At 36.5% G+C, this 15682-nt stretch carries 16 protein-coding genes; 8 read left to right on the forward strand and 8 right to left on the reverse strand.

All coding sequences use genetic code 11. The features are described from left to right. Positions 1-51: 51 nt before the first annotated feature. Positions 52-1134: a radical SAM protein gene (locus HND50_10410; protein NOG45637.1), complete on the reverse strand. Its 1083-nt coding sequence runs from the start codon at positions 1132-1134 to the stop codon at positions 52-54. 125 nt (positions 1135-1259) lie between these two features. Between HND50_10410 and HND50_10415 the strand changes: the two genes are divergently transcribed. Both HND50_10415 and HND50_10420 read left to right on the forward strand, forming a co-directional pair. Further along, positions 1260-2348 (forward strand): glycosyltransferase, encoded by a 1089-nt coding sequence (locus HND50_10415; GenBank protein NOG45638.1) that lies wholly within the window; start codon positions 1260-1262, stop codon positions 2346-2348. A gap of 98 nt (positions 2349-2446) precedes the next feature. Further along, entirely contained in the window at positions 2447-2953 is a 507-nt protein-coding gene (locus HND50_10420) for a hypothetical protein (GenBank protein NOG45639.1), read from the forward strand. 130 nt (positions 2954-3083) lie between these two features. Here HND50_10420 and HND50_10425 read toward each other — a convergent pair whose 3' ends face one another. Next, positions 3084-3671 (reverse strand): uracil-DNA glycosylase family protein, encoded by a 588-nt coding sequence (locus HND50_10425; protein ID NOG45640.1) that lies wholly within the window; start codon positions 3669-3671, stop codon positions 3084-3086. Positions 3672-3687: 16 nt separating this feature from the next. Then, on the reverse strand, positions 3688-4608 hold the full coding sequence (locus HND50_10430) for a CPBP family intramembrane metalloprotease (protein ID NOG45641.1): 921 nt from the start codon (positions 4606-4608) through the stop codon (positions 3688-3690). Positions 4609-4757: 149 nt separating this feature from the next. On the opposite strand from HND50_10430, the gene HND50_10435 reads away from it, so the two are divergent. From HND50_10435 to HND50_10460, 6 genes are all read left to right on the forward strand, one after another. Beyond that, complete coding sequence (locus tag HND50_10435; protein ID NOG45642.1) at positions 4758-5471, forward strand: N-formylglutamate amidohydrolase; 714 nt, start codon at positions 4758-4760, stop codon at positions 5469-5471. Positions 5472-5541: 70 nt separating this feature from the next. Next, positions 5542-6618, forward strand: coding sequence for an MBL fold metallo-hydrolase (locus tag HND50_10440; protein NOG45643.1), 1077 nt, complete (start codon positions 5542-5544; stop codon positions 6616-6618). Between the two features lie 175 nt (positions 6619-6793). Next, complete coding sequence (crcB, locus tag HND50_10445) at positions 6794-7165, forward strand: fluoride efflux transporter CrcB (GenBank protein NOG45644.1); 372 nt, start codon at positions 6794-6796, stop codon at positions 7163-7165. Between the two features lie 78 nt (positions 7166-7243). Next, positions 7244-7990, forward strand: a complete 747-nt coding sequence (rlmB, locus tag HND50_10450) for a 23S rRNA (guanosine(2251)-2'-O)-methyltransferase RlmB (GenBank protein NOG45645.1) — start codon at positions 7244-7246, stop codon at positions 7988-7990. A gap of 26 nt (positions 7991-8016) precedes the next feature. Beyond that, positions 8017-8514, forward strand: coding sequence for a hypothetical protein (locus HND50_10455; protein NOG45646.1), 498 nt, complete (start codon positions 8017-8019; stop codon positions 8512-8514). Between the two features lie 623 nt (positions 8515-9137). After that, positions 9138-10685, forward strand: coding sequence for a response regulator (locus HND50_10460; protein ID NOG45647.1), 1548 nt, complete (start codon positions 9138-9140; stop codon positions 10683-10685). A gap of 215 nt (positions 10686-10900) precedes the next feature. Here the strand turns inward: HND50_10460 and HND50_10465 are convergent, their stop codons facing one another. The 5 genes from HND50_10465 to HND50_10485 all read right to left on the reverse strand — a co-directional run bounded on the left by HND50_10465 (position 10901) and on the right by HND50_10485 (position 15668). Next, positions 10901-12202 carry a hypothetical protein gene (locus HND50_10465; protein NOG45648.1) on the reverse strand — a complete coding sequence of 434 codons (1302 nt, stop codon included), beginning with the start codon at positions 12200-12202 and terminating at the stop codon, positions 10901-10903. A 3-nt stretch (positions 12203-12205) separates the two neighbouring features. Continuing rightward, entirely contained in the window at positions 12206-13252 is a 1047-nt protein-coding gene (locus HND50_10470) for a hypothetical protein (protein NOG45649.1), read from the reverse strand. Positions 13253-13354: 102 nt separating this feature from the next. Beyond that, positions 13355-14353, reverse strand: coding sequence for a phosphatase PAP2 family protein (locus HND50_10475; protein NOG45650.1), 999 nt, complete (start codon positions 14351-14353; stop codon positions 13355-13357). 1 nt (position 14354) lies between these two features. Next, positions 14355-14786, reverse strand: coding sequence for a GtrA family protein (locus tag HND50_10480; GenBank protein ID NOG45651.1), 432 nt, complete (start codon positions 14784-14786; stop codon positions 14355-14357). 42 nt (positions 14787-14828) lie between these two features. Next, positions 14829-15668: a phosphatase PAP2 family protein gene (locus HND50_10485; GenBank protein NOG45652.1), complete on the reverse strand. Its 840-nt coding sequence runs from the start codon at positions 15666-15668 to the stop codon at positions 14829-14831. Positions 15669-15682 lie beyond the last annotated feature (14 nt).

A 15682-nucleotide genomic window follows, 5' to 3' on the forward strand; every position in this document is an offset into this window, starting at 1 on the left:
AAAAACTATCATTTCAATAGGTAAGCACTTCTTAATCGAGGTTGGTTTTCTTTAATCAATAATAGGAAAGAGCTCTTTCTTTTCAGGTTTCTTTTTCTTTCCTTTGGTATTCCAGTTAAAAATAAAACTGCCCAGACCCTGGTTGCAATTGCGGCACATATCGATATTGTCGCGGTTGGTATTTAATTCTTTGCGGAAATTATTATATTTTTCACCCTGCCATATTTGATCAAGGTTCTCTTTGGAATTTATATCCCCAAGTTCAAAATCGCCGTTTTTGTCAAAACAGCAAGGCACAACCGAACCATCCCAATTGATCAACGTAGAAAGCCAAACCCGGCTGCAGGACTTCCTGGATTTATTTTTGACAACCAGGGTTTCTCCATCAAAATTGTAGCGACGGTATTTATCATTTTGTGGAAGCCAATCTTTTGCTTCCTGAGTGTTGTGCACTTCTATATTTTTTATCAACAAGCGATCCACACCAATTTCGGCAGCCAGCTTTTTGACTTCAGGTAATTGGTGCTCATTATGTTTCATAACTAAAAATTGTAGTGCAATTAAAGGTGTTTTTGCTTTCCGTTGACGCTTAATTTCCATAAAACGCGCCATGCCATCAATCACTTTATCCACTTTGCCTTTTACGCGATAATGCTCATAAACATCCTGGGTCACGCCATCGAGGGAAACAATCATGCTATCAAGCCCGGAATCAATCGTGGCATGGATAATTTCATCAGTAAAATAATGAGCGTTTGTGCTGGTGGTGGTATAAATATTTTTTGATTTGGCCAGCTCAACAAATTTCAGAAAATGCTTATTTATGTATGGTTCACCCTGGTGATAAAGTAAAAGGAAAAATAATTCATCACCCATTTTTTGAATAATATTGTCAAAAGTTTCAAGCGACATTTTACCATTGGCGCGTTCCATATCGCCGGAACCTGTTGTACAAAGCGGACAGCGCAGGTTACAAATATTGGTCGGTTCAATCGTCAAAATAGATGGTTTACCCCAGACAAAATATTTGTTAAAAAGGGCTGAAAGCAAAAAGGAGGAGCCTGTTTTTAATAGATTGGAACTACGTCGCCAGGTAAGCGAGCGGACAAGGTTCCAGAAAATAAGTTCGTTCAATTTTTTCCTTAAATATTTGGGTGCAAAAGATACGATCTTAAAACTTGCTTGCAAAAAAATTGTTGTTGAACAAGTGGAAGTTTAAATTTCAAAATCTTATCAAGATTATTTTAAAAAAGGTTTAAATGATTTTAGAATTGCTTTTAATTCTTTCAACTTTGTTTTATGTGGCCGCAGTTTTTGCCGTTCTCAGGCTGTTCATAAAAGCAAAAAATATAACTTCTGGTACACAACCTTTTATTTCGGTAATCATTGCGGCACGTAACGAAGCCAAACGCATAAAACCAACTTTAGATTCCCTTTCAAAAATAAATTATCCGCAAGAAAAGTTTGAGATTATTTTGGTCAATGATAACTCATCGGATGATACTGCCAAGATAATCAACGCTTATTTGGACAGGCAAGATAATTGGAAGCTGATTAATTTGGATCGTGAAAAAGAAAGCTTGGCAGGTAAAAAGGCAGCTTTAAACAAAGCCATAGAAACTGCAAAAGGCGAGATTATTTTGACGACCGATGCGGATTGCCGAGTTCAGGAAAACTGGCTTTTAGAAGTGGCTGCAAAGTTTGATGACCAGACAATTATGGTTTTGGGTCATTCTGTAATTGAAGAAAAACCGGGATTTCTGGACAAGCTGCTTCGTTTTGATAATCTCTTTTCCGGGATAATGGTTGCTGCGCCGACTTTGGCCGGTGTTCCCATGAGCAGTGTTGGCAGAAACTTGGCCTATCGCAAAGAAGCTTATTTGCAGGTTGGTGGTTATAATAAATTGTCACAGCACAAAAGTGGTGACGATGTACATTTAACTGAATTATTCCGCAATGAGTTAAAAGGGAAAATCAGGTTTTGTTTCGCTACATTTACTATTACCAAAAGGCCGGACACTTTCCGTGAGATTCTTTTTCAGCAAATCCGTAAAAACAGCAAGCTTCTTAAGAAGTCATTTGGATCAGTCCTAATGGCATTAATCCTTTTTTTCTATTTGGTTTTCCTTATAGTTTTTCCACTTCTTTTTCAAACTTCAATTTCGATTTGGATACTGGCGTTGGCCATGAAATTAATTTTGGAGTTTATCACATTGCGGGTTGCTGCACAAAAATTAGGTGATTTGAAGCTCGCTCCATATTTCCCTTTTATGCAGATTTTTTATCCATTCTATGTAACGGTTATGGCCATTCTTGGGGTTTTTCAGATTTACGAATGGAAACGGTAGGAGCCATCTCCAGATGGCGAAAATATGTACCGGTGAAATAATTGTCTTAAATATTCGCGCTCAGGAGAGCACTCCTACCAACAAATAAGGATTTTCAAATGTTAGAAGATAAAGCACATCAAGAGAATTTAAGAATTGGGCGGTTTTCTAAAACAGGTCAATTCTATGCAATCACAAAATGTTGCGATAAAAAGGAGCAACTTTTAATTCCTGACTTAGGTGATTTATCTTCGGGCAGTTCATATTTTGAAATATTTTATGAAGCAATATCCTGGTTAATTCAAAATAACCACATTTCTTATCCATCCGCAACTATGATGCCGGATCATTTTCATCTTGTTTTTCAATTGGGGGAAAGCAAGGATTTGTCTGAGGTTATTCAATCATTATGCAAATTTACTGCAAAGAAATATAATGAAATGAGAAAAATATCTGGCAAATTTTGGCAGACAGGATTTTATGATCATGCAATACGGTCACATGAATCTATCGCAACCCAGATAAATTATATTTTAGAAAATCCGGTTAGAAAAGGTCTTGTCAACTCAATTGAGAATTGGCCATTTAAAATAATCACATATCCACCTATTTCAGTTTCGCGATAGGAAGGGTTGGTTTTGCTGATCGCGCTTGGGAAAGCACTCCTACCTTGAGTATTCTTAATTAGAAATGGTAGGAGCCATCTCCAGATGGCGATTGAAGAATCAGACCAATAATGTGTTGAGCGAATCGTGCTCAGGAGAGCACTCCTACTTCCCGGATTCTATTTCGTAACGTGGGTAAAACTTCATCATCAAACCACGGATTTTTTTTAAACCAGCCAAAATTACGCGGAGATGGATGTGGCAAAACTATGTAATTAGGAAGATATTCTTTCCATGATTTTACAGTTTCTGTGAGGGTGTTTTTTCTTTTATTTTTTAAATAGTAGGCTTGTGCATATTGCCCGATTATGATTGTCAGTTTTATGTTTGAGAGTAGTGGTAGAAGCCGGTCGAAATACAGATCTGCACACTCTTTTCTGGGAGGGAGATCGCCACTTTTTCCTTTACCTGGGTAACATAAACCCATAGGTACAATGGCAATTTTGCCGTCATCATAAAAGATTTCTTTATCCACGCCCATCCAAAGCCGCAACCTGTCACCGCTCGGGTCATCCCAGGGAATACCGCTTTTATGGACTCGCGTTCCCGGAGCCTGGCCTACAATCAGCACTTTGGATAGTGGAGAAGCAGACAGAATAGGGCGCGGACCAAGCGGCAAGGATTCTGAACAAACAGTGCAGCTTCGGATTTCTTTGAGTAATATTTCTAATTGTGACATAGTAAAACACGGCTCATCATTTAAAATCGATTCTACCTAAAAGTTTAGACCAGTTTTGCCATCCATATTTTTTTGCTGCCCAAAAAATAAAAATTACAGAAATGACAGCCCAGCCAATGACCATTAAATTCTGATCCAGCTTTTCAACTTTGAAAATTGCGGAAGTTTGTAAGGCCCCACCCGCATAGGTTACAAAAACAGAAGCATAAATGTTGTTGGCAGCATGGATTCCTAAAGGAAGTTCCAACCCATCATCCATAATTGTAATTATACCCATTACTAAGCCAAAACCAACATAAAAGGCCATCATAACCCCTAAACCAAAGCTTTCTATTTCGGGGTTCATTATATGTAATCCACCAAATATTAGTGATGTAATTATTAATGGGATTATCCTGAAAACACTGATCATGCCAATTCCCTGCATCAGGTAACCGCGGATAAATATTTCTTCAAAGCTGGTTTGGAAGGGCATTAATAAAAGTGAAACAAGCACAAGCGGGATAAATAATTCCAAATTAAACTGATAAGTATAATTGGCTGTATCATTATAATAAAATCCTATTTCGGCGAATATCGAAAGGGCCATCCAAAGCCCAAAAGCCCAAAAAACCTTGTTCCACTGTATTTTTGAATGACTGGTAATTACATCTTTAAAATTTTTATTGTGTATAAATTTTACAGCAATAATCAATGCAAAAAATCCACCTATAAATGAAAGGATAATCAAAGCTAATCCAAGATTTGGATCAATACCGATTAGAGAGAAATCCATATTTTTTTCAAAACCGGAAATGTCAGTACCCTGCATTTGTTCAAAAACCAATAAAACGCCCAAAGGTAATTGACCAATAATAAGACCAATAAATATTACAATCGTAGAAACCAGATATCTCCAAAATTGATTTTTTCCAGTAATCGCATTTTCTAAAAACATATTTATTCCTTTTTAAAATGATATTTGAAAGTTAAAATCAGAGACAATAAGAAGAAAGAAAAATGGTGAGCTAATTTAAGTTTGAATCTTTGCTGTTTTATAATAAATATTAACCACAACTAAAGAATATTTCTTATCGAATGGTACAAATGAAAACAACGACTCTTCTTTTTACCTCAGAACATGGCGGGAATCAAATTCCTGAAAAGTATAAACATTTGTTTAAGGGGCATGAAAATGTTTTAAAAACACATCGTGGTTACGATTTGGGAATCTGGTCTATGGCCGAAGCGTTTTCCAATGGATTGCAAGCAAGACTTTTTAAAATAAATATTTCACGGCTTCTGGTAGATGTGAACAGATCCTTATGGCGGAGAACACTCTTTTCCGAAATGACCAAACCTTTATCTAAAAGTGAGAAAAAAAATATTCTCGACAGTTATTATTATCCCCATCGGGAAAAAATTTCTACTTTCCTTAATGATCAGATTTCATCAGGACAAAAAGTATTACATATTGCCACACACTCCTTCACTCCGGTTATGAATGGAGTGGAGAGAAATGCCGACATCGGGTTTTTATATAACCCGGAACGCTCTAATGAAAAACTGATTAGCAAGGAATGGAAAAAGACATTGAACATGTGCTCCGATTTGCGTGTGCGTTTCAATTATCCATATCGTGGCAAACCAGACGGGTTAACGGCGCATTTTAGAAAAAAATATTCCAACGGCAGTTACCTTGGTGTTGAGCTTGAGGTCAATCAAAAATTTGTAAATGAAGAAGGTCGTTTCCCGGATGATTTATGCAAAATGCTTGTTTCAACATTTACAACTACAATTAGTCATTTTAACTGGCTTTGACTGGAACTTGAAATCCATTTAAAGCGTAGGTTTTTGATATTTAATTTTTGGAACATGAAAGTTGAAAAATATGAAATTATTATCTACCCTTATTTTATTATTTACAATCTCTTTTGTTTATTCTCAGGATTCCACAATATCTGAGAAAGCACACCATGTCCGAAATGGATTTAAAAATCCTTATCCTGGTTTTGAAGAAAAAGGTATTTCAAATTTGCTAAAATGGGTGGTTTGGGATCGTTTTATTAATGATTCACGAAGTACTGAGGCAGACAGTGTGGTTTTTGAATTAGCTGAAAATGATCCGGATTGGCTGCAACAAAATAAGGAAGAGTTTTCAATAACCTGGGTAGGGCATTCTTCATTTTTAATTCAAATTGAAGGCTTAAATATTCTTACAGATCCGGTTTGGTCCGAGCGCGTTTCACCGGTTAGCTTTGTAGGTCCCTCGCGTCTGGTAAAACCCGGGCTTGCTTTTGATAGTTTGCCTCCAATTGATATTGTTATTATTTCCCATGACCATTATGATCATCTTGATGAAGGAACGATTGAAATGATAGGTGATAGCGCTCTCTATATTGTCCCGCTTGGGATCGGCGACTTTCTCGATGGTTTGGATATTTCCAATTATCAGGAATTGGATTGGTGGGATGAAATTTCTTTTAACGGGGTTCGGTTCATTTGTACTCCAACACAACATTTTTCCGGCCGAACCCTTTTTGATCGCAACAAAACTTTATGGAGCAGCTGGGCTATTCTTGGTAAATCATCAAGATTGTATTTTGCCGGTGATACAGGTTATTTTCCGGGATTTAAACAAATAGGCGAGAGATATGGGCCATTTGATGTGGCCATTGTTCCGATCGGTGCATACAAGCCACAATGGTTTATGTCTCCGGTGCATGTAGATCCTGTTCAGGCTGTGGATGTCTATCTTGATGTCAAAGCAAAATATTTTGTGCCGATGCATTGGGGTACTTTTCAACTTTCTGATGAGCCAATAACAGATCCACCAAAAGTTTTAATGAATGAAGTTGAGCTTCGCGGCCTCGATAGTAATTTGTTTAAAGTTCTCAAACACGGTGAGACAATCATTGTACCTGTCAATAATCTTGTTTCCGAGAAACCGGAAATAATCATTCCTTAAAAAAGTTAACTTTAAGCCTACATATTTGAAGCTACTAATTTGTCATTCCCGAACGTCTTTATCGGGAATCTCAGATTCCTGCTTAAAGCATGCAGGAATGACAGCAAAGATGCATGCTTTGATGCTTATATTATGTTCATTTTGAACACTTCTAAAAACTAAGTAAATTGATTCCATGAACATTTTAATAATTGGATTAGGCGGTTTTATTGGTGCTGTTATGCGCTATTCCATTTCCGGATGGGTGCATAGGTTTCTTGGAGCTGGAATGCCTTATGGAACATTGGCTGTGAATGTTCTGGGTAGTTTTATTCTCGGTTTTTTTCTGCTTTTGGCTGAAGAGCGATTTACCATTTCACCAGCCTGGCGTAATTTTATTGCGGTTGGTATGATGGGTGCGCTGACAACTTTTTCAACTTTCTCATTTGAAACATTTATGCTTTTCCAGGAAAACCTTTATGGACAGGTTATTTTGAATATTGGTTTAAATGTTGTATTGACCATCGCTGCGGTTTGGGCCGGGATGTCATTGGCAAGAGTGGTTTAAATATTCTAAAATAAAAGCGTATTTTCTCTGAGATCTCTGCGCCTCTGTGGTGAAATTAGTTTATTTTTAAGAGGATTAATGGAACAAAAAAACGAAAAATTTATAGTGTATGGCCGGCAACCGGTAATTGAAGCTTTGCGATCTGATTATAGTGTTAATTCAATTTGGCTTGCGCGTGACCTGAAAGGTAAAGTGGTTGGTCAGATTGAGCGTGTGGCAAAAAGCAAAGAAGTAAGAGTCCGCAAGGTTGATAAAAATGAAATCCAAAAGCTGAGCGGCCCCGTGGTGCATCAGGGTGTTGCTGCAGAAATGAAACCGTTAACAATAAAATCTGAAAAGATATTGGATAGTTTCTTAAAAGAGGTTGAAAATCCATTTTTACTCATTCTGGATCAAGTGCAGGATCCGCATAATACAGGTGCAATTTTACGCACAGCAGAAATCAGCGGAGTAGATGCCATTATTCTGCCGGAAAAAGGCTCTGCCCAGCTAAATGCAACCGTAGCAAAAACATCGGCAGGGGCGTTGTTTCATTTAAACATTTTCCGTGTGCCATACCTGGAAAGTGTAATTGAGACTTTAAATGGAAATGGGGTTTTAACCGGCGCCTTAATGCCCGGCTCGGAAAACAGCATGTATCAAAAAGATTTTAAAAAACCGTTGGCTATAATTGTTGGCAGCGAAGGACCGGGTGTGCGCAAAAATATTGCCGCTTTGTGCAGCGATAGAATTACAATACCCCAGTTTGGCAAAATTGAATCGCTTAATGCATCGGTGGCAACTGCCGTGGTTTTGTATGAGGTCGTCCGGCAGCGGCAATTGTAATACATATCCTAAAGGGAAAATCATAAGTGAAAAGATTATGGGTAATTAAAAATACTCTACCTATTATTACAATTCTAATAGTCATAATACCAATAATTGCCTTGGATAATATTTATATGGAAAGTGAAGAGTTATCGACTAACTTGTCTTTAGTAAATGATAAATCGGATAAGTTCTTCAAGGATATCTTACCTTTATTTTCTGAAGCCTTAAAAGACTCAATTAAAATTAGCCCATATATGGGTTTGACAATTAGAAACTTAAAAAGTTTCTATAAAAAAGAGTATAATATTGAAATAGAGATATCTTCTTATAGGGCAGAGTTTAATAAAGATGAGCTAAAAAGTGTGGTTGATACAATTCTTAAAATAGTAGAATCAAAATATAAAAGAATATCATATTTGAGATTGAACTCTGTTGACTTTTCAATAAGGCATACGACAAATAAGAATACTGATATGTATTACTATAACTATTTTGCAGATAAAAAATTTTTTGAAATTAATTTTCATCGAAATTTTTAGAAATGGAAAAAACCAATATTAAATACACAATTAATATATTTTTAATTTGTATCTTTGTTTTAATGTTTGCCAGATTGTATATAGGGGCAATTTCATATCTTTTATCGCTTTCAACTATTTCATCAATTTTGCTTTTGATATTTACATATAACAGTTTATTTACCAGAAAAATTGATGATTACACCCTATACTATTTTAGCAAAAGATTGATACCCTTTTTTCTTTTAATATATGCTATAATCTTGAAATTCAATATAGACATAATTTCCAGTCATCATTTCGGTTACTTACCATCTTTATTGCTATTTTCGAATTTTTTATTCTATTCATTCTGGATGATTATACCTATTCAGTTATTATTGATTTTTTTTAATTTTATTGTTTTGTACAAAAAGAAAGTTTTGACTAAAAAGATTAGTTTAAAATTAATAACGCTTACAATAGTTTTATTCGATTTTGAATTATTGTTTTATTTTTTAAATGATAAGGTATTTATTACTTATTAAAACTAGATCACGAATTAGAAATGGCAAAAATATTTAGTCGTTACTTTTCATGAACTTTATTTTAAAAATTGTGTAAACAGGCACTTAAAAATCAATACCGAAATTCCGGAGAAATGAATGCAGCGTATTTTATGGGCAGATGATGAAATTGAAGTTTTACAGGCACACGTTCTTTTTTTACAAAGCAAAGGTTATGATGTTATCACTGTAACAAATGGTGATGATGCCGTGGCAAAAATTAACGAAGCGCCATACGACATCGTTTTGCTGGATGAAATGATGCCCGGTAAAGATGGATTAACCACGTTGAATGAAATCAAAGACAGCCATCCTCAGACGCCGGTTATAATGATCACCAAAAATGAAGAAGAAAGCCTGATGGAAGAAGCCATCGGGAAACGAATTGATGACTACCTGACCAAGCCGGTAAATCCCAGCCAGATTTTGATGGCCTGTAAAAAAATCCTGGATAAGAAAAATATAATCAGTGAAAAACGCAGCCAGGAATACGCCGTGGAGATTTCCAAATTATCCATCTCCTTGATGAACATGAACACACCCGATGACTGGATTGAACAGGCTGTAAAAATATTCCGTATGGATATGGAATTGGATGCTTCTACCGATAGCGATTTCCGGCAGATTTTATATGATCAACGCAAAGAGAGCAATAAGGAATTTTGCAAATTTGTTGAAAAAAATTATTCTGCATGGCTTGCCGATCGTGACAACAGCCCAACCCTTTGTACAGACATTGTTCCGAAATATGTGGTTCCAAATGTACAAAAAGATGAAAAAACCATTTTGGTTATTATAGATTGTATGCGTGTGGATCAATGGTTTATGCTTGAGCCATTTTTTTATGAGTGGTTCAATATTGAAAAAGAATATTATTATTCTGTTTTACCAACGGCAACTCCTTTTTCCCGAAACGCAATTTTTAGCGGACTTTTTCCAAGCGAGATTGAAAAACGTTATCCGCAATATTGGGCCTTAAATGATGACGAGGCCAGCCTGAATAAATACGAAAAAGAGCTTCTGGAATTACAGCTTAAACGTCACCATATTCCACCCGAAAAGGATGTTCGTTACGTAAAAGTTATGAATAACGACGATGCCCGCAGCCTGGAGAAAAATATCAATAATTATCTTTCTGCTGACGTGTTGGCAATTGTAATAAACTTTGTAGATATCCTGGCCCATAGTCGCTCCGATTTGCCAATCTTAAAAGAAATTGCACCAAATGAAGCAGCATACAGATCGCTTACAAGTTCCTGGTTTGAGCACTCACCATTTATGGCAATTTTTCGCAAGATTGCTGAGACTAAAGCCAAAACTTTTATAACAAGTGATCATGGAAGTGTACGTGGTTTGCATGGTACAAAAGTAATTGGGGATCGGGAGACATCTACAAGTTTGCGCTACAAATATGGGCGAAGTTTAAAGGTTGATAAAAAGCATGCGGCGATTGTAAAAGACCCCGAAGATTGGAAATTGCCAAGTAAGGGACTTAATACAAATTACATTATTGCCAAAGAGGATTACTATTTCGTCTATCCGAATAATTATCACAAGTTTATAAATCACTACAAAGATAGTTTCCAGCATGGTGGAATTTCGATGGAAGAAGTAATATTGCCACTGGTTAAACTGGAGGGGAAATAATCCTTTCAAGGCATATCTATCCACAAGCTCATAGGTACACACTCGTTACTGAAAAACATGGTCGATCATGCTGTAGAAAAACTATTTGCAATAGTGATTGTCATTCTGATCGAAATGAAGTGGAGAGAAGAATCTCCTCAAGGCAAATGGGGATTCTTCATTTCGCTGCGCTTCACTCTGAATGACAGGAGAGTGTTGTGCTAAACAAAAAATTTTTACTTCGGCATTCCGTTAAACTTAAAACTATCAAGTTCTGCAATAACAAACTGTCTGCGGTTGGAAATAAAATCCTTTAACTTATTAACCTGTTCATCAAGATTGTAAATCCCATTTCCCAGATGTGGATCGATATCATAGCCATCTCGAATGATGGCAACAGTTGAATCTATAAGCGGGAAAATATTGTCTTCCGTATAAAACTGTTCTGTAAAAATCTGAAGCTTTTTTTTGTAAAGATTAAATGTGTTTTCATTCAAAAGCAGTTTTTTAATAACTGCATTTTTGCCATATAGCCCTACATGCCATTTTCGGTTAAAACTCAAATCAAAATCCCACGGAACAAATTTAAATGGCGAATTTGCTTCTTCTTTCCAAAGGAAAAAATTGTTTCGAAAAGCATCAGTATTGTTAATCAATGTGGTCATAGCATGGTAGCTTAGATATTGATCGATGTTCAAAAATGTGCCAAGGCTGGTTTCTATTTTTGATATTGAGCTGGTGTCAACAGCATTAAAAAATTCTACAATACTTTCGTAATTTTTATCATCAGGTATTTTTTTGTCAAAACTCAGTTTGGGATGAAATTCCTCTCCTTCAAAGGAGAACGTAATTTGCGAGCCGGATTTATAAAGTTCTGCAACGGGTAAATGGCGTTTAACAAAAAAGTCCGGATCAATTTTTTCAAGCATCGGATATAAGCCCTTATCCTGCTTGTTTAATCGCAGGAATGCATGTTTATTTTGGAAAACAGGAAACCCGGCTTGCTTGTAAAGATGTGTGGCAATTGTCGTGTAAAGCATGGTTGGATCATGAACCTGCGCGCTTAAATTGAAAATATAAAGTCCTTCAATTTCTTTTGAGTCCGGCAATCTCATACGATAAGACCAGCGTGGAAAAGTCCTGGACCGAGCACCGCTGGGACGCAGCCAGCCATCAAAATTTTTACCTTTGTAAGCAATTTGTGCAGGAAACTCGGTATTAATTGTTTTGTTGGAACGCATTGTTTGCAGGTTTTCAGGACTAATGCGAACTTCAAGAACGGGAAGCTCTGTTAGCTTGGACGAAGGGCTGTCTGTGATGGAGCTTTTGCAGCAAACAATGAAAAATGAGAAAATAATAAATTGAATTATTTGTCGAGATGTCATTCCGAGTGAAATGAAATGAAGTGATGAATCCCACTGGGTTGTGTAAATGGCCTTGGATCTAATTATGTCACCACTCGACTTTTGATTCCCGATAAGAGCATTCTGGAATGACAAAATAGGCTTTCCAGGATTTTTGTTAACTATTTTTTGCATTGCCTAAAACCTGATTTGCAATTCAAATATACCGCGGGAGCCTAACTGCGTGTACTGATTTGCATATTGTGCTTTTGTCTGGCGAAGATCTCCCTGTAAACGCAAGCGAACTTTTTTTGAAAAATATAAATTAAAGCCCACAACATTTTGCAATTCGTGACTTTTACTTTGATCCAGGTTTGGTACAAAAGCACTAAATAGAAAAAGTGGCTCAATCGCTTTGATAATGTTCCCATCTAAATCAAATTTGTAACTTGCTGCAAATTGCAAACTGGAAGCATTTACTGTTTCATCTTTTTTTGTCCCGGTTATTTCATTTTTTTTGAGCGACAGGTTATAAGACATATTTTGCATGCTCAAATCAAGATTACGAACCAGGTATGCCCCTGCAGAGATGTTTAACGATTTATCATTGTAGCCTGCATCAAATCCATAACCATGTGCTTGAAATTCAAACTCTTCTCGCCCGCCGCGAGATAATAATTGGTAGTTTGCACCAATACTGAAATCATCAAAATGATATGCGGCTCTCATAACGGCGCCGCTTTGAAAGCTGTTATTCTTGTAAAGATTTAGGAAATAGGAAAAAGGGAAATCCTCATCTTTTTTGGAATACTTATAATATGCCTGTATCGCAATGCTTCGTCCTCCAAAACCAAGATTTGAAACGTTTTTCTGAGAATTGCTCCGTTCAACTGTGGCCAGCTTTTCCCTGTTTTCAATTTGCTCATATCCAAAAGGTAATTTTAAATGGCCAACTTTTACTTTAAAATAATCATGATATTTAAATTTCACAGAGAACTCCCGCAACTCGACATCCTGGTCAAACGAGTGAGCTCTAAAATCCAGTTGTGCATCAATCTTTTTTGAGACTTCTATATTTGCCTGGAATTTTCCTTCATAATAAGTTTCCTGGCTAACACCATTTATAATATTTCTTTCATACGATACCATTCCCGCAGCACCAAATCCCGTAAACTCCATATCTTTTGAAAAACTGTTTGCGTAAAAAAGTAAAACAATAATAAAGCTGTGAAATACAGTTTTCATTATAGACCTTCATTATTATGAATAAACAGGAATTAGTTTAGGATTATTTTAAAACAGATGCAATGTGCTTTAAATCCTGATTGCGAAGAGCAGAGGAACAGGTTACAAGTGAATAATTGCGGAAATTCCCAATGCCGACCTGCTTACAAGCCCTATAGATAATTCCAGGTTCATTGGTGAGGTGTTTGCCATTTCGTGTTTGGTAACCACGATTCTGCCGCGGGAGGTCGCAAGTTTACCGAGAGAATAGCCAATTGCAATTGCGAGTGGATAATCGCTTGCCCAGTGAACGCCATTGTTCAACATTTGGAAGGATAGGATTGTCATTAAAGAATAGCCAAGGGGCTTGATAAATTTATATTCTTTGTAATTTTCGGAAATAACCGTCACCATCATCATTGCAGACGCCAGATGTCCTGATGGAAAAGCATCGTATGCAGGGACATTTTTGTGATAAGTAACCTGGTTTGGAAAAAGATCCCAGCGACCACCACGTTCGGTAGATCGGTATGGGCTTTGCCGGCCTGTGATATGTTTTAATAATTGAGTGGTAAATGTGACTGTTATTAATCCTTGGGCTAACTGGCTGGCAGTTTGTAATGCACGATTATCTCTGTCTACCAAACCATAAAGTAAAAAGGATGAAGTAATCGATGTATGTGTCCAGCCATCGCCAATAAAATATAACGAAGAGCTGAAATCCGTTGGCATTTGAATTGGAAAGCCGAAAACCTTTGCTACACTCTTTATTTTATTATTACCTTTTACACCAATTGCTTTTCCAAAATCCTGAGCACCATCAATAATATCCTGATCTGCCATTACCAGAACAGTTGTAACACCAACCATCCAGCCGATTTGTTTTAGCTGATTTAAGCGAAAGCTGTTTTTAGCGTATTGATATAAATCTCCGGGAGCGCTAACAAAGTGTTGCAGGGGTTTTGGTTTTTTAAAAAAAATAGTTTCAGATTCGTTGATTTGGTAACCGGTATATTCACTGTTTTTAAGGGGAATTGAAGAGCCCAGCGAGTCCGAAATTTGGCCGATAAGCGTATCTTGAAATGCAATAATAAAAATTATTATGTAAAAAAAATTCTTCATGTTATTTCTCGGTTTGATACAAATTGCTCGAAAAAGTCCATTTCTCACTAACAAGAAAATTGATCATCATTCCTGCTAAAATACCGGTAATATTTGCCGCGAGATAATAAAAGTTAAACTGGATTGTTAAAACCAGAAGAATCGTATAATTAACAAATCCGGCAATTGACGCTGAGAGATAATACCGCCACAGGCTTTGCAGAAAAGAATATTTTCTGTTTGAAATATTTACCTTCCAGGTAAAGAAATTATTCAAAATAAAATTATTTAATATTGCAACAGCAATAGCCAGTGGAGAGCTAATAAACAAGGATAATTCAATAACTTCATAAGTAATCCACAAAATGAAATTGTTGATTATAAAACCAACCAAGCCCACCATCGCAAATCTCAAAAATCTTTTAGAACGTTGGTTTCTTATTTGGATTTTCATAATCCATTCCTAAATGTTCAACTTTGTGATAAAGCTTATATATTAAAACTTTACCGCAAATCCAATACCGTTCCTTCCAATAATAGGCTGTAATGAAAATTTCTTATTGTTTCTTTTTGACTGGCTGACAATTGTTGCCCCGATTAAATACCCCAAAGTACCACCGATAATCAAATCAGAACCCCAATGTTTGTTTGCTTTTATCCTTTGAAAAGCCACAGAAACCGCAAAAGTATATGCCGGGATTTGCACGTACCAGGAATCATGCTGTTTGGCAATTACAGTCATCAAGGCAAATGCACTGGAAGTGTGTCCGGATGGCATGCTCATATAATTGGCATTAAACTTATAATTAAATGGTTTGTAAAAATGAGGTCCGCGGTTAGTGTAAGGCCGGGCGCGACCGATTATAGCTTTTAACATGGTTGTGAACACACCGCTTATTATCAGCGATTGCGTCATCAGGTTGGTTGTCTCGATTATTTTTTTATTTTGGGTAAGTTTTCCTGAACCGTAGAGAACACCTGCTAATCCAAGGGTAGCATAAATGGTTCCGGGTTTATCATATGTTTCTCCAATTTTACCAAGTAATTTAGGGATTCCTGCCGGCCAGTATTCTTTTTCATAGATATATTCTTCATGGAGCTCAAAATCATTTCCAAAAATAAAATGTGCGGTAATTGCAGAATATGTCAGGATTTTCCAATTGGCGTATTCCTTTAAAGTAAATGCAGAAGAGGGTGTTGAATTAAAATTGTCCCACAGATCTGAGAAATAGTTATAATTGTTTACAGGAGTGAGTTGAAGGTTTTCCTGGGCAACAGACAATTGAATAGTGAAGAAGGCAAAACATAAAATAAGGTGGCTGGTATGTTTCTTCATTCTAATCCTTTCAC

The sequence above is a fragment of the Calditrichota bacterium genome (assembly GCA_013112635.1).
Lineage (GTDB): Bacteria > Calditrichota > Calditrichia > Calditrichales > J004 > JABFGF01.

Coding starts and splice junctions, on each gene's coding strand:
- HND50_10425 (NOG45640.1), bottom strand. CDS start 3,671: ATGTCACAATTAGAAATATTACTCAAAGAAATCCGAAGCTGCACTGTT.
- HND50_10485 (NOG45652.1), bottom strand. CDS start 15,668: ATGAAGAAACATACCAGCCACCTTATTTTATGTTTTGCCTTCTTCACT.
- HND50_10435 (NOG45642.1), top strand. CDS start 4,758: ATGAAAACAACGACTCTTCTTTTTACCTCAGAACATGGCGGGAATCAA.
- HND50_10430 (NOG45641.1), bottom strand. CDS start 4,608: ATGTTTTTAGAAAATGCGATTACTGGAAAAAATCAATTTTGGAGATAT.
- HND50_10415 (NOG45638.1), top strand. CDS start 1,260: ATGATTTTAGAATTGCTTTTAATTCTTTCAACTTTGTTTTATGTGGCC.
- crcB (NOG45644.1), top strand. CDS start 6,794: ATGAACATTTTAATAATTGGATTAGGCGGTTTTATTGGTGCTGTTATG.
- HND50_10470 (NOG45649.1), bottom strand. CDS start 13,252: ATGAAAACTGTATTTCACAGCTTTATTATTGTTTTACTTTTTTACGCA.
- HND50_10440 (NOG45643.1), top strand. CDS start 5,542: ATGAAATTATTATCTACCCTTATTTTATTATTTACAATCTCTTTTGTT.
- HND50_10475 (NOG45650.1), bottom strand. CDS start 14,353: ATGAAGAATTTTTTTTACATAATAATTTTTATTATTGCATTTCAAGAT.
- rlmB (NOG45645.1), top strand. CDS start 7,244: ATGGAACAAAAAAACGAAAAATTTATAGTGTATGGCCGGCAACCGGTA.
- HND50_10465 (NOG45648.1), bottom strand. CDS start 12,202: ATGCAAAAAATAGTTAACAAAAATCCTGGAAAGCCTATTTTGTCATTC.
- HND50_10460 (NOG45647.1), top strand. CDS start 9,138: ATGCAGCGTATTTTATGGGCAGATGATGAAATTGAAGTTTTACAGGCA.
- HND50_10480 (NOG45651.1), bottom strand. CDS start 14,786: ATGAAAATCCAAATAAGAAACCAACGTTCTAAAAGATTTTTGAGATTT.
- HND50_10420 (NOG45639.1), top strand. CDS start 2,447: ATGTTAGAAGATAAAGCACATCAAGAGAATTTAAGAATTGGGCGGTTT.